Source organism: Hongsoonwoonella zoysiae (assembly GCF_013266695.1).
Taxonomy (GTDB): domain Bacteria; phylum Pseudomonadota; class Alphaproteobacteria; order Rhizobiales; family Stappiaceae; genus Hongsoonwoonella; species Hongsoonwoonella zoysiae.
The window spans coordinates 1,018,721-1,032,846 of sequence record NZ_JABRXF010000002.1; the positions used below are offsets into that span (position 1 = coordinate 1,018,721).

Annotated in this window: 15 protein-coding genes; 7 read left to right on the forward strand and 8 right to left on the reverse strand. The window is 57.9% G+C overall.

All coding sequences use genetic code 11. The features are described from left to right. Positions 1-308: 308 nt before the first annotated feature. Both HPQ64_RS15890 and HPQ64_RS15895 read right to left on the reverse strand, forming a co-directional pair. On the reverse strand, positions 309-1,673 hold the full coding sequence (locus HPQ64_RS15890) for a PleD family two-component system response regulator (protein WP_172889473.1): 1,365 nt from the start codon (positions 1,671-1,673) through the stop codon (positions 309-311). A gap of 25 nt (positions 1,674-1,698) precedes the next feature. Beyond that, entirely contained in the window at positions 1,699-2,067 is a 369-nt protein-coding gene (locus HPQ64_RS15895; RefSeq protein ID WP_172889474.1) for a response regulator, read from the reverse strand. 179 nt (positions 2,068-2,246) lie between these two features. Between HPQ64_RS15895 and HPQ64_RS15900 the strand changes: the two genes are divergently transcribed. The 3 genes from HPQ64_RS15900 (at position 2,247) to HPQ64_RS15910 (ending at position 4,646) form a co-directional block, all read left to right on the forward strand. Next, positions 2,247-2,570 carry a DUF3572 domain-containing protein gene (locus tag HPQ64_RS15900; protein WP_343036026.1) on the forward strand — a complete coding sequence of 108 codons (324 nt, stop codon included), beginning with the start codon at positions 2,247-2,249 and terminating at the stop codon, positions 2,568-2,570. Next, on the forward strand, positions 2,563-3,234 hold the full coding sequence (locus HPQ64_RS15905) for an HAD family hydrolase (protein ID WP_210260295.1): 672 nt from the start codon (positions 2,563-2,565) through the stop codon (positions 3,232-3,234). The genes HPQ64_RS15900 and HPQ64_RS15905 overlap by 8 nt, the downstream gene beginning before the upstream one ends. 92 nt (positions 3,235-3,326) lie before the next feature. Then, on the forward strand, positions 3,327-4,646 hold the full coding sequence (locus HPQ64_RS15910; protein ID WP_172889475.1) for a DNA polymerase IV: 1,320 nt from the start codon (positions 3,327-3,329) through the stop codon (positions 4,644-4,646). A 1-nt stretch (position 4,647) separates the two neighbouring features. Here HPQ64_RS15910 and HPQ64_RS15915 read toward each other — a convergent pair whose 3' ends face one another. Further along, positions 4,648-5,511 (reverse strand): cell envelope integrity EipB family protein, encoded by an 864-nt coding sequence (locus HPQ64_RS15915; RefSeq protein ID WP_172889476.1) that lies wholly within the window; start codon positions 5,509-5,511, stop codon positions 4,648-4,650. Between the two features lie 164 nt (positions 5,512-5,675). Here HPQ64_RS15915 and HPQ64_RS15920 point away from each other — a divergent pair, with 164 nt between their 5' ends. From HPQ64_RS15920 to HPQ64_RS15935, 4 genes are all read left to right on the forward strand, one after another. Next, positions 5,676-6,140, forward strand: a complete 465-nt coding sequence (locus tag HPQ64_RS15920) for a RidA family protein (RefSeq protein WP_172889477.1) — start codon at positions 5,676-5,678, stop codon at positions 6,138-6,140. A 30-nt stretch (positions 6,141-6,170) separates the two neighbouring features. After that, complete coding sequence (locus HPQ64_RS15925) at positions 6,171-6,953, forward strand: glycerophosphodiester phosphodiesterase family protein (RefSeq protein ID WP_172889478.1); 783 nt, start codon at positions 6,171-6,173, stop codon at positions 6,951-6,953. Positions 6,954-7,042: 89 nt separating this feature from the next. After that, positions 7,043-8,383 (forward strand): GNAT family N-acetyltransferase, encoded by a 1,341-nt coding sequence (locus tag HPQ64_RS15930; protein ID WP_246270722.1) that lies wholly within the window; start codon positions 7,043-7,045, stop codon positions 8,381-8,383. 84 nt (positions 8,384-8,467) lie between these two features. After that, the gene (locus HPQ64_RS15935; protein WP_172889479.1) at positions 8,468-8,893 is read left to right on the forward strand and encodes an HIT family protein; all 426 of its coding nucleotides are present in this window, start codon (positions 8,468-8,470) and stop codon (positions 8,891-8,893) included. Positions 8,894-9,047: 154 nt separating this feature from the next. Here HPQ64_RS15935 and HPQ64_RS15940 read toward each other — a convergent pair whose 3' ends face one another. The 5 genes from HPQ64_RS15940 to HPQ64_RS15960 form a co-directional block, all read right to left on the reverse strand. Further along, positions 9,048-9,353: an AzlD domain-containing protein gene (locus HPQ64_RS15940; protein WP_172889639.1), complete on the reverse strand. Its 306-nt coding sequence runs from the start codon at positions 9,351-9,353 to the stop codon at positions 9,048-9,050. 26 nt (positions 9,354-9,379) lie between these two features. Continuing rightward, the gene (locus tag HPQ64_RS15945) at positions 9,380-10,051 is read right to left on the reverse strand and encodes an AzlC family ABC transporter permease (protein ID WP_210260296.1); all 672 of its coding nucleotides are present in this window, start codon (positions 10,049-10,051) and stop codon (positions 9,380-9,382) included. Positions 10,052-10,316: 265 nt separating this feature from the next. Continuing rightward, entirely contained in the window at positions 10,317-12,752 is a 2,436-nt protein-coding gene (clpA, locus tag HPQ64_RS15950) for an ATP-dependent Clp protease ATP-binding subunit ClpA (RefSeq protein ID WP_172889481.1), read from the reverse strand. Between the two features lie 10 nt (positions 12,753-12,762). Continuing rightward, positions 12,763-13,098, reverse strand: coding sequence for an ATP-dependent Clp protease adapter ClpS (gene clpS / locus HPQ64_RS15955; RefSeq protein ID WP_160774396.1), 336 nt, complete (start codon positions 13,096-13,098; stop codon positions 12,763-12,765). A 459-nt stretch (positions 13,099-13,557) separates the two neighbouring features. Beyond that, the gene (locus HPQ64_RS15960; protein ID WP_172889482.1) at positions 13,558-13,890 is read right to left on the reverse strand and encodes a phasin family protein; all 333 of its coding nucleotides are present in this window, start codon (positions 13,888-13,890) and stop codon (positions 13,558-13,560) included. Positions 13,891-14,126: the final 236 nt, after the last annotated feature.

A 14,126-nucleotide genomic window follows, 5' to 3' on the forward strand; every position in this document is an offset into this window, starting at 1 on the left:
ACGAGGAGGCCACTCTATCCTGCACCGCAACCGGCCCACCCTACGGAACCCAGGAGATGCGGCGGACCTGAGAGTACCGTAGGGATCTCAAACGGTTTCATCCGCCGAGTTCATGACGGGATGTCCGCGATTTCTCTCGTATGTCGAGACTACAGTGCCGAAGCCTGGAAGCAACATACATGAGAGCACCGTCCAAGAAAAATTACAATTTTAGTAAAGTAACGAGGTTAATTTCGATTTCCGTGAAGACCGGCACGAAAGACGGGAGCAAAATTACGTCCAGATATATGCTTTGAACGTGGATGGTTTCAGGCTGCCTGGGAGACCACCCGATTGCGCCCTTCACGCTTTGCGGAATATAGCGCCTCATCAGAACGTTTGAGGATTTCCTCGGGCGTATCGCCCTCGCCATGATAGCTTGCCACGCCAACGCTGACCGTCACCGTAAGCATTTCCGGCCCGTTCTGCACCCGGAACGGCTCCGATGCAACAAGGCGCCGGATACGTTCGCCGACCTGATACGCCACGGAAAGATCGGTATCAGGCATGACCAGCACGAACTCTTCGCCACCATGGCGGCATGCAAGGTCCAGCCCCCGTATGTTGGACTTGAGCCTGCGGGCAAATTCCTTCAACACTTCATCGCCGACATCATGCCCATGCGTGTCGTTGATCGACTTGAAAAAGTCGATATCGAGGGTAAGCACCGAAAGATTGCCTTCCCTATCGCGCGCCTGCCTTGTCAGCGTATTAAGGTGCGTTTCCAGGTACCGGCGATTATGGAGGCCCGTAAGGGCGTCCGTAACCGCGAGCGCGATCGTCTTTTGAACATCGCTCATAAGGCGGTCGTTGGCGCGTTTGCGCGAAACCTGAGAGCGAACGCGCAGCAGCAGTTCATGCTTGTCGACCGGGCGCAGCACATAGTCGTTCACGCCGAGATCGAGGCTGCGCATCATCCGTGGCGTGTCATCGGGATCGGCGATCACCATGATCGGTAACTGCCGCGTGGGCTCTTGATCGCGCAGTTGCGAACAAAACCGCAACGGATCCGCGTTCTGAAGCGAAAGGTTGACGACAGCCAGCTCGTACTGCCCGCCCGCGGCGCGCTCCACCGCCTGAGCCGGATCGGCTTCTCCGTCGACAACATGTTCGGCACTGAGCATCTTTTCCAGACGCTCCAACGACGAGGCGCGATCGTCAACGACAAGCAGGCGGCTTGCAGCGCCTTCGGCCGCGGCTTGATCATCGTCGCAACCGAGGACGCTGCCGGTATGCGCGCGCATACGCAATTCGTCGGAAGCGCGCTTCAACGCGATCAGGTTACGCACGCGTGTGACAAGCGCCACGTCATTGATCGGTTTTGTCAGAAAGTCGTCGGCACCGGCCTCCAGCCCCTTGATCCGGTCCTGCGTCTGGTCAAGCGCGGTGATCATGACGACGGGAACATGCCGTGTGCGTGGTTCGGCCTTTATCCTGGCGCAGGTCTCAAAGCCGTCCATACCGGGCATCATAACGTCCAGGAGGACGATGTCGCAGGACCAATCTCTGATCGTCTTGAGCGCCTCTTCGCCGGAGGTCGCGCATTTCACTTCGAAATATTCTGCGAGCAGACGCGCTTCCAGCAAACGCACGTTCGCCTTGACGTCATCGACGACCAGAATTCGCCCCGTCATTTAGCCAGCCCCAGCCCTTTACCAATCATTCCCCAAGATACGATCTAACCGTCTCAAGGAACTTAACGACTGAAATAGGTTTCGAAATATATGCCTCGCATCCACCCTGTCTGATTCGCTCCTCGTCCCCCTTCATGGCAAAGGCGGTCACCGCGATCACGGGTATGGTCTTCAGGTCGTCATCTTCCTTGATCCACTTGGTCACCTCCAGCCCGGAAACCTCGGGAAGCTGGATATCCATGAGGATCAGATCCGGATGGTGCGCGCGCGCAAGCTCAAGCGCTTCAATGCCGGTGCGCGTCTGCAGGGTCTGATAACCATGCGCCTCGAGAAGGTCATGGAACAGCTTCATGTTGAGTTCGTTATCCTCAACGATCAGCACGGTTTTGGACATTTTTTCCGCCTTCTCAGCAGCGCCTTCCAGTACAGGCCGGCTTTCCCGACCCTCGTGCCTCCAGAACCCATACTCAATCAGGAGATGATTATAGTATGGCCCCTGCCACGTATGGCGTCCGCTTCTTCCCCGCATTACATTCGCGACTATCTTACGGAGAATTCGTTTCGGAAAGGCAAATGTATATGACGTTAGGTAGTACGCGCAGCCTGACAACCGAGGCAGCTGAAAAGCTGGCAACCGACGCCCTCGGCTATCTCGCGCAGGATTTGGAGCACCTTGGCCGCTTTCTCGCTCTTTCGGGAATCGGCCCCGCGGAACTGCGCGCGGCTTCCACCGAGCCCGGCTTTCTTGTCGGCGTTCTGGAATTCTACATGGAGCACGAATCGCTTCTGCTCGCCTTCACCGAAACAAAAGGCTACCGGCCGACGATGGTGGCGGCGGCGCATCTTGTGCTTTGCAATGCTGAAATTGACGACGCGAACGCTGAAGAAAATGGCTGAGCCCACCACGGCAAATCCGCACACGCTTGCGCAGATCGTCGAAATTCCACGCACAAACAAGCCTTTGATCATTTGCGACGTGGACGAGGTGATCCTGCACTTCATCTCCCATCTCGAGGATTTCATGGGGAAGCAGGGCTTTCGTTTCACCGATCACCGCTATCGTCTCAACGGAAATATTGTCGACGACGACGGAAAACCGGCATCCAGGGATGCTGTACGCGCGCTCCTGAGCACGTTTTTCGACACTCACACCGCTAATCAACGGCCCGTTCACGGCGCAGCCGATGCGCTCGCCGCATTGTCGATTCGCGCTGATATCATTCTGCTGACGAACCTGCCCGGCCAGCACAACAAACCGGTTCGCGAGAAGCTGCTGGCCGACCATGAAATTCGTTTTCCACTTGTAACGAACAGCGGCCCGAAAGGCGGCGCCGTCTCAGCCCTTGCGGGCGGGCGGCGCGCACCGGTCATCTTCATAGACGACAGCCCGACGAACCTTCGGTCCGTGCAAAGCTCCTACGCCGGCGCGACACTTATCCAGTTCATCGCCGACGAAAGGTTTTTCGCATCGGCCGATCCGATCGCGGGCATCCATCTCAAAACAAATGACTGGCGGCAAGCCTGCAATTTTATCGAGGAACTGTTAGCAAGCGAGAGTTAGGATAGCGGGCCATTTAGGGAGGTTTCACGCATTCGATCCACCAGCCGGCAGAGTGCCGGAGAAGACCTCTCTTCCAATTCGCACAGGCAGCGATGGAGCATAAATCTACGATACGACCTCCAGGCACACATCAGGCACTTTGCCGGGATTGCGGAAATCGCAATGCCACGGAAGCGCGCCGCTGCACCACATGCGGGAGCCCGCGTCTTGTGCGCCATTCGGAGTTATTCACCCTCTCAATCGCACATATCGACTGCGACGCCTTCTACGCATCGGTCGAAAAGCGGGACAACCCCGAACTGCGGGACAAGCCGGTTATCGTGGGCGGCGGAAAGCGCGGCGTGGTTTCCACCTGCTGCTATATCGCCCGCATCTCCGGCGTACGGTCCGCCATGCCCATGTTCAAGGCGCTGGAGCGCTGTCCCGATGCCGTGGTCATCAAGCCGGACATGGAAAAATACGTTCGCGTCGGACGGGAAATTCGCGAACGCATGACGGCACTGACGCCGATGGTCGAGCCGCTGTCGATAGACGAAGCGTTCCTCGATTTGTCAGGCACCGAAAAGCTGCACCACGCCGCACCTGCGGAGACGTTGGCGCGCTTCGCGCGCAATATTGAAACGGAAGTCGGCGTTACCGTTTCCGTCGGTCTGGCACCTAACAAATTTCTTGCAAAAATCGCCTCCGATCTCGAAAAGCCGCGTGGATTTTCAGTGATCGGCTATGCCGAAGCGCTCGAGTTTCTCGCCAAACAGCCCGTGGGGCTGATCTGGGGGGTGGGCAAGGCGTTTCAGGAAAAGCTCGAGCGCGACGGCATCCGCACCATCGGTCAGCTACAAACAATTGAAGCGACCGAACTTGCCCGGCGCTACGGCGTCATGGGGTTACGGCTCTCCAAGCTTTCCAGAGGTGAAGACGACAGAAGCGTTTCGCCCGACCGCGAAGCGAAAAGCGTCAGCACGGAGACGACATTCGACCGGGATATCGCCTCCTTCGAGGAATTGCGGATCGTGCTCAGAAGGTTGGCGGAAAAGGTTTCCGCGCGCCTTAAACGCGGCGGAATCGCCGGACGTACAGTCACGCTCAAACTCAAGACCGACCGTTTCAAGACGGTAACACGCTCCAAGGGGCTGTCCGATCCGACACAACTGGCCGACCGGATTTACCGCACCGGCGAGGAACTGCTGCGGCCGGAGACGAACGGTCAAAGATACAGGTTGATCGGGATCGGGGTCAGCGAGCTTGGCGATGCCACGCTGGCCGACCCGACCGATCTTGTGGACGCCGATGCCGGGCGGCGGGCTCAAGCCGAGCGCGCCATAGATGTTCTCAGATCGAAGTTCGGCGACAGTTCGGTGGAACTCGGCCTCACCCTAGGTCAACGGCGGAAACCACGTCGGAATCGGGAATAGGTCAGTTCCCGGCGGGACAGTCGACGGTCTCAAGAGGCTCGAACTTCACGAGGCGCCCTCGAATCTTGAAATCACCATAGTCGAGCATGAGCCGCCGGCTTACGCCGTTCTTATATAGCAGGAAACCAAGCTGATAGACCGGCGTCTCTTCACCATTGGCAGCGGTAGCTTCTTCCTCGAAATAGGAAATCGTAACCGGCCAGTGCGGCACTTTTCCAAGCTTCAAAACCGCCTCTTCCTTGTCTTGAGACAGCTTTCCAGGCCCCTCGCGCTGCTCGCCGATGATCGAAGAGGTGAAATAGACCTTCTCACCCGTTTCCGAGCCATCGAAAACATCGGCAACCAGAACGCGCTCACCGCGTTCGGCAGCTGCAAGAAGCGACTTCAGATGCTCTGTGGGAAACAGCGCGGAGTGTTCCAGCTCGACCTTCTTTTCGGAGGGTTTCTGCAGGGATATGGCGACCCTGCCGTCGACATGTTCGGCACGCCCCTTGGTTTGTTCTGCAAGCTCCCGATCGATGAAGGTTTTCGTATAGAACTGATACCCTTGGCTTGACGGTTCCTCAAAGGAAGACGTCTGCAGGTCGGTCAGCCTGATGGCGCCGTCCGAGTTGGCGAGCTTCGTAACGAACCGGAATGAAACACTGTAACCTTCGCATGCACCGCCGGTGAATTCATACACCATCCTGCCGCTGACACCCGAAACCCCGGACCCATCCTGCGCATCGCCGAGTTCCATGTCGTAAATCGCACGGTGCGGCATCAGATCGATACCCGCGCCCGCGTCCGGGCTGAATCCGCCCAAGCCAGCGCCGAGGGCGCAAAGCGCGGCCAGACGCCGCGCCGCGATACGATCGAGTCCCATCAACTGCTCCACCTGCTCCGGTTCAAATCGATGCAGAGTTTCGCGCAAATGCGCCTCTTTCGCCAGCCCCGATTGCCGATCGCGTTTTCTTCAAATCGGGCAGCTTGATGCGCCTGCGATTCTGGGTCACTGTCCGCGCGAGAAAACCATTGGTGGAGGCTCCCATGGCAGGTGAAATCGAAAGCCGCCTGGCGGAGATCGGGATCGATCTTCCCCAGGCCGCCGCTCCCGCGGCAAATTACGTTCCCTATGTGATCACCGGTTCGCAGCTTTTCATTTCCGGACAGATCCCGATGGGAGCCAACAGCATCGAGCATCAGGGCAAGCTTGGCGACGACTATTCCGTGGAAATGGGGCAAGCCGCAGCGAAACTCTGCGCGATCAACATATTGGCACAAGCCAAGGCCGCCCTCGGCGATCTCGACAAGATCGAACGCCTCGTCAAACTCGTTGCCTTTGTGAATTCAACGCCCGATTTCGGCGACCAGCCGAAGGTGGTGAATGGTGCCTCGGACTTTATGGTAGAGGCGCTTGGCGAGAAGGGCCGGCACGCCCGCTCCGCCGTTGGCGTGGCGGCCCTGCCATTCGACGTGGCAGTAGAGATCGAAGCGATCTTCGAGATTGCCTGATCGACGCGGACCGGAAAGCTTCACCATACCATGCCCGACATTTCATGGCTGACAGCCAAGCCGATTGCGCATCGCGGGTTTCACGATGCACACGCAGGCCGAATCGAGAATACGCCATCAGCGGTCAAAGCGGCGATGGAACGCGGCTTGCCCGTCGAGGTCGACGTGCAGGAACTCGCCGACGGGGATGCCCTCGTCTTCCACGATGATAAGCTGGACCGGCTGACCTTCGAGACCGGCCCGGTCATCGAAAAACGCTTTGAGGAGATTTCCGAAATCCCCATGCGCGGGACAGACGACAAGCTCTGGCGGCTGGACGACCTTCTCCGGCTGGTAGACGGCCAGGTCGGCATCTGCATCGAGATAAAATCGCTCTTGCGCAAGGATTCACAACGCAACTTCGTGACACGCATTGCCACGCGCCTTAAGCACTACACCGGCCCCGTGGTCGTGAAGACGTTCGATCCGGACATGCTGGGCGTGCTGCGCGAGATCGCGCCAGATCTTCCGCGCGGCATCGTGGCGGAAGGAGCACGGGATCCGAAACACTATGGACATTTGACGCGGATCGAGCGGTTCGTCATCCGCCATATCCTGCATGCGCCGAGAACGCGGCCGCACTTCATCTCCTACAACGTGCATGACCTACCGGCCTTTGGCCCTTCCATCCTCAAGCGCTGGTTCGGCCTGCCGATCATCACATGGACGGTTCGCACACAAGAAGATCGTCAGCGTGCAAAGCTCTTCGCTGACCAAATGGTATTCGAAGGCTTCGATCCCGATGGCGATACGGGCAACCGCACAAGCGGTTAAAATTTCCGCTCCCTGTTCGCCTTGAGGTTTCGCCCGCATGCAATAGTTTGTCGTGTGGCAGTCAATAGTCACTGCGAAGAGGCATTTCCTTGAACGATACGCCGGACACCGATCAGGAATTCCGCATCCGGGTTCACACCTCGCTATCCGACATTCCATCCGCCGCCTGGGATGCGCTCGCCAACCCGGGCTGGTCGCTCGAACCGGGCGGCAAGCTGCGCAAGACGGAAGATGCGTCGGCACTCGCGGCACCGGCGAACGCCGGCGCGCGTCAAGCTGAACCATCACTTGAAGCAGTTGAGACGAGCAATCGCCGCTGGGAATCGGAAGATGAGAAATCCGATTACAACCCCTTCATTTCGCATGCTTTTTTGTCGTCTCTGGAAGATGCCGGATGCGCCTCGGCGAAAACGGGATGGCTCGGCCAGCACCTCGTTCTGGAAGACGAGAGAGGCGCCGCGCTTGCAGCACTGCCGTGCTATCTCAAGAACCACTCAATGGGCGAATATGTCTTCGATCACGGCTGGGCGGATGCCTTCCATCGCGCGGGCGGGCGCTATTATCCGAAGCTCCAGTCTTCGGTTCCCTTCACTCCGGCCACCGGACGACGATTCCTGACCGGAGAGCGTATCGACCGTAACGTGGCGATCGCCGCACTTTCCGGCGGATTGACCGAACTTTGCACACGTATCGGCGCATCCTCCGCGCATATCACCTTTCTGACCCGCCATGAATGGGAAGCGCTGGATAGCCGAGGCTATCTGCGCAGGACCGACCAGCAGTTTCACTGGCTTAATAACGGCTATCCGGATTTCGATGGATTTCTGGACAGCCTTGCATCCCGCAAGCGGAAGCAAATTCGTAAAGAGCGGCGCGAAGCCGTCCAAGCCGGGATTGAAATCGACTGGATTACCGGATCAGACCTGACGGAAGACCATTGGGACGCCTTTTACGCCTTTTACATGGACACCGGCCGCCGCAAATGGGGGCAGCCTTATCTGAACCGGAACTTCTTTTCGCTTCTGTCCGAACGTATGGCCGACAGGGTTTTGCTGGTCATGGCGCGCCGGGAGGGTAGGCCGGTCGCAGGCGCCTTGAACATGATCGGCTCTCATACGCTTTTCGGGCGCAACTGGGGTTGCGTGGAAGACCACCCGTTCCTGCACTTCGAGGTCTGTTACTATCAGGCCATTGAATTCGCCATTCGGCACGGACTTTCACGGGTCGAAGCCGGCGCACAGGGCATGCACAAGCTCGCGCGTGGGTATTTGCCTGCGACGACCTATTCGGCACACTGGATCGCCCACCCTGGCCTGCGTGAGGCAGTCGCCGACTACCTGGAGCGAGAACGACGAGCGGTCGAAATCGAAACAGAGGCACTGGCCGAACATTCACCTTTCAGGAGAACTTCCGAATCCCGGCCCAAGTGATTCCGGAGATTCTGGAATTCACCTCTTGCAACGGCGAACCTCAAGCCGTTAAACCCGGCTAAACGAGCGACAGGAAATTCAACGATGACCACACCCGCCTATGATGACCAGAATGTCTTTGCCAAGATCCTGCGTGGTGAATTGCCCTGCCACAAGATCTATGAGGATGACAAGACACTGGCCTTCATGGACATCATGCCGCGCGGAGATGGCCATGCACTTGTCATTCCGAAATCCCCGTCACGCAATATTTTCGATATCGACGCGTCGGACATGGCCGCGGTCATGGAAACGGTGCAAAAGGTAGCGCGCGCGGCGGTAAAGGCTTTCGGCGCGGACGGGGCCACGATCCAGCAGTTCAGTGAACCCGCGGGCGGGCAGATCGTTTTCCACACGCATGTACATGTGATTCCGCGTTTCGACGGAGTAAAGCTGCGCCCGCACACCGGTGACATGGCGGACAATGAGGTTCTTGCCGAACAAGCGGAAAAAATCCGCCAAGCGCTCTAATACCCCGTCAGCCTGACCACCCGAAGCATAAGGCAGCAAACGGGCATAAGCCGCGCTATTCCTGTTTGCCCAAGTCGCGCGGGATGAACGCGCGCCCCCCGCCCGGCGCGCATCACGCATAAAGCTTTCAAGAATGAGTGGCCTGCCGTGGCGATCAGAGCAAATACCAGCCTGCGATCAGGACCACTTCCGCCACCAGAACGCCGACCACCACGCGCTGTCTGAAATACAAGAAAGCCAGAAAACCTGTTGCTGCGGCGGCTATCCTGAGCGCAAGGGGAGATGTGCCTAGAGCGCCGGTCGGAAAAAGGATGAGGCGAGAGATGACGCCTGCGACGAGCGCTGTCGCAACGGCCCTGACCCAGATGAGGATTTCACTGTCTTCGCGAAGCCGATTGCCAACGATAACGCCGAGCCAACGCCAGATATCGGTCGCGAGCCAGCCGGCAACGACGATCATTACATAGGGCCACCACCAGAGCTCGCTCACCGCGGAAACCTTCCGTAGCCCTTGACGCCCAAATAGGCGACCGTCCCCCCGGCAAGACCGGTCCACAACAGATCAAGGCCCGGAACGGCTACAAAGAATATCGGGCCAAGCACCAACCCCAGGATCATTGCCGCCTTATCGGAAGAAAGCCGGGACGCCCCCCAAAGCGAGCAGGTGAAATAGACCGGCGTCAGAAGGAACAGCGCACCGGCGACAATTGCCGGCATATCTTCGATAAGAAGGTAGGAAACGCCGGTCATGACGAAAACGAAACTGGTGATCCCTCCCCCGAAACCAAGAAAAAAGGGCAATCGCGCTTCACGCGGCAGATCGGGCAAATTCTTCATCGCGTAGACCCAGGCCGTCACCGCGACGAAATGGGACGCAACGAGCAAATGCCAGCGTTTGGTGCGCCCTTCCACCTTGAGCATAGGCATGAGAGCGACGGTCATCGGCATCAGCCGTACCGATGCCAGTGCAACCGCGACAGCGGCGGCCAGCAAGGAAGCGCCACCCGTTATCGCACCCGTGAGCACGACGATGCTGGGCAATGCCCACACCATGCCCGTCATCGCAAGAGTTTCGCCAAGGCTGAGGCCGCTTTCACGGGCAAGGCCCGCATAGCCCACGAAAGCAGCGGTCAGGATCATCGCCGGGATGGAGATCATGGCCTTCACGCCGCGAAAAGCCCAATAAGCCGATGATCGCGCCTCAGAAGCGCATCCTTGCAGATCACTTGTTTGTTGGTTGGAACGGGACATAATTCTGGAACAAGGAGGATGAGAGAGGGCACATTATCATCATACAAAAGATCGACAACTGCGCTCTGCGCAACCCAGCCTCCCGGAATTTCATGAAGAATCAGGCACGCAAAGAAAGGGACGCATGCGCGCCCCTTCCCATCATGCTATCTACGCAAAGAGCTTGAGCTCATCAATCGGCCAATGGTACTTTCGGCACGCTGCTTCGGCGCCCGGCTCCAGAGTTGCCCTTCTGCCCATCCGAAGAAGAAGCCGTTTTTCTGGACGCCGGCTTCCGCTTCTTTTTCGGTTTCGCGGCAGCCTTCGGCCGTTCGGGCTTCGCCCGCGCCGGCTTTTCCTCCACGCTTTCAAGCAGAAGTCCTGCGCCGTCTTCGGACACGGAAACCTTGACGGTTCCGCCTTTCTGAAGCTTGCCGAACAGAACCTCATCGGCAAGCGGCCGCTTGATGTGCTCCTGAATGACGCGACCGAGCGGGCGGGCACCCATTTGGCTGTCGTAGCCCTTGTCGGCGAGCCATTTGACCGCATCACCCGTCAGCTCGAACGTCACGCCGCGATCGGCAAGCTGCGCCTCAAGCTGCATGACGAACTTCTCGACGACCTTGAAGACAACCTCCATGGGCAGGCTGCCGAAGGCGATAATCGCGTCGAGACGATTGCGGAACTCCGGCGTGAACAGGCGGTTGATCGCCTCCATATCCTCGCCTTCGCGCTTGGTGCGGTTGAAACCGATCGGCTCCTTGGCGAGGTCCGACGCGCCGGCATTGGTGGTCATGATCAAAATCACGTTGCGGAAATCAACCTGCTTGCCGTTGTGGTCCGTCAGCTTGCCGTGATCCATGATCTGCAGAAGGATATTGAAAAGGTCCGGATGGGCCTTCTCGATCTCGTCAAGCAGCAGCACGCAGTGCGGATGCTGATCGACACCGTCCGTCAGCAGGCCGCCCTGATCGAAGCCAACATACCCCGGGGGTGCGCCGATGAGGCGAGATACGGTGTGCCTCTCCATGTATTCCGACATGTCGAAACGCAGAAGCTCGACGCCGAGCGACGCCGCAAGCTGACGGGCAACCTCCGTCTTGCCGACGCCGGTCGGGCCGGAAAACAGATAGCTGCCGATCGGCTTGTTCGGTTCGCGAAGGCCCGCGCGCGCAAGCTTGATGGCGGAGGCAAGCGATTCGATCGCCTCGTCCTGCCCGTAGACAACCCTTTTCAACTCGGCGTTCAAGTTGGACAGCACTTCCGCGTCGTTTTTGGAAACGGACTTAGGCGGAATGCGCGCCATGGAAGCGATGGTATTTTCCACCTCCTTGACGCCGATCGTCTTGCGTCGCCGCGCTTCAGGCACCAGCTTCTGGGAAGCCCCCGTTTCGTCGATCACGTCAATGGCCTTATCCGGCAACTTGCGGTCGGAAATATACCGCGCCGAAAGTTCCACCGCTGTGCGGATTGCCTCATTCGTATAGCGGACCTTGTGAAAATCCTCGAAATAGGGTTTCAGGCCGCGGAGGATCGCAATCGCGTCGTCGACGGTCGGCTCGTTGACGTCGATCTTCTGAAAGCGGCGAACAAGCGCCCGGTCCTTTTCGAAGAACTGGCGGTACTCCTTGTAGGTCGTTGAACCGATGCAGCGGATCGTCCCGGAAGCAAGAGCGGGCTTGAGCAGATTGGACGCATCCATCGCGCCGCCGGACGTTGCGCCAGCGCCGATCACCGTGTGGATCTCATCGATGAACATGACTGCGCCGGGATACTCTTCGATCTCCTTGACAACCTGCTTCAGTCGTTCCTCGAAATCACCGCGGTAGCGCGTGCCCGCAAGAAGCGCGCCCATATCGAGGGAGAAGATCGTCGCTTCCTTCAGGACCTCGGGAACATCGCCATCGACGATGCGTTTTGCCAGCCCCTCGGCTATCGCCGTCTTGCCGACACCCGGATCACCCACATAAAGCGGATTGTTCTTCGAACGGCGGCAGAGGATCTGGATCGTGCGTGCGATCTCTTTCTCTCGGCCGATAAGCGGGTCGATCTTTCCCGTCCGCGATTTCTCGTTGAGGTTGACGCAATACGCATCGAGCGCATCGCTCTTCTTTTTCGACTTCTCGTCGTCGTCCACAGTAGCCGCCTCGTCCTCGACGCCGCGCGCCGGCCGGGAATCAGACATCCCCGCTCGCTTGGCAATGCCGTGGGAAATGTAATTGACCGCATCGTAGCGCGTCATGTCCTGCTCCTGCAGGAAGTAGGCGGCATGGCTTTCGCGCTCGGCAAAGATGGCGACAAGCACGTTTGCCCCGGTCACTTCCTCCCGGCCGGACGACTGCACATGAATAACCGCGCGTTGAATGACGCGCTGAAAACCTGCCGTCGGCTTGGAATCCTCTTCACCGTCGGTCATCAGGTTATCGAGTTCGGTATCAATATATTCGATCAGGTTGCGGCGCAGCAGATCGAGATCGACATTACACGCGCGCATGACCGCGGCCGCGTCCTGATCGTCGATCAACGCGAGCAGCAGATGTTCAAGCGTCGCGTACTCCTGTTGGCGCTCATTGGCATAAGCCAGCGCCTGGTGGAGTGCTTTTTCGAGACTGCGCGAAAATGAAGGCACGAGCGACCCCTTATTTCTTTTCCATCACGCACTGCAGCGGATGCTGGTGCTTGCGGGCGAAATCCATCACCTGAGTCACCTTCGTCTCGGCAATCTCATAGGTGAAGACACCGCACTCTCCAACGCCGTGATGATGGACATGCAACATGATCTGGGTCGCTTCTTCCCTGCCCTTTTGAAAGAACCGTTCCAGCACATGGACCACGAACTCCATCGGCGTGTAATCGTCGTTCAACAGCAAAACGCGATAAAGGCTCGGCCGCTTGGTCACGGTCTTTGTCTTGGGTGCAACGATCGTACCCGATCCTGTTCCCTTATCGTCGCCCTGATGCGATCCCTGCGTCATATTTACTCTACTAGGCTTCATTGGCTTTGCCGCCGCGAATTTCGTTGCGGTCGTGAATTGGACCATGACCAGACTTGAGTCTACCAATCCCACGGTTCGGAAGAAAGGCGATATGGTTTGCAATCCGTGCGAATTCCTTTGGCGTGCGACAGATGACATCATCGGGCCAGCAGGCGCGAAACCGCAACGTCATTCCAACCCTGGCCGGGCAAAACCAAAGCCTCTCGGCGGAACGACCTCAGTTATCCTGAAGGTAGATTGGTCGGGTTCCGGACCTAATATGTATGTCGCCCGACCCCGACCTCAATCCTGTTGATGAAGGATATTGGGCGTAACAACGCAATTTGAACGATGCGCAGCGGTAGAAATGCCGTGAAGGCACGGAAGAATCCGAGCTGGAATCAAAAAGGCCCGGCGATTGCCGGGCCTAAAAAACGATCTGTGAAAGTAGCGCAGAGATTACTTCGCAACCTTTGAGAAGGCGCTCTCGTAAGGCTTGTAGGCTTCACGGGCCAGATCACCAACCATCTCGCCAAGCTTGGTCAGCTCGCCGACATAGCTCTCATACGCCGTCTTCATGAAATCGGACTGCACCTCGAAGGCCTTGTCCAGCGATTTCGCCGACGTAAATTTCTCAACGGCCGCGGAGCCTTCCTCGAAAGACTTTTTCTGATAGTCCGCCACCTCGGAAACGATCGCCTGCACGCCCTTGGTCATGGAACCGAAGCTCTGCATAACGAGGTCCATGTTGTCCTTGTTAAGCTTCTGGATATCGTCGAAATTGTTCAGCATTGCATATCTCCTTTGATGCCGGTCGAACGGCCCGCCTCGTCAGTGCCCTTGTTTTTCGTTCCAGCGGCATCGAGGCCCACGCTGCACATTCCGCTATATATGCAGTGCACAATTTTTTGTCAATAAATTTTTGCATTGCAATATATCGACTGTCGCTCGGTATTTTTTAAAACCTGACGCCATGCTTTCAGCCCGTGCAGCATTGGCATCGAGGTGCGAACAAAATCGCGGCGGAA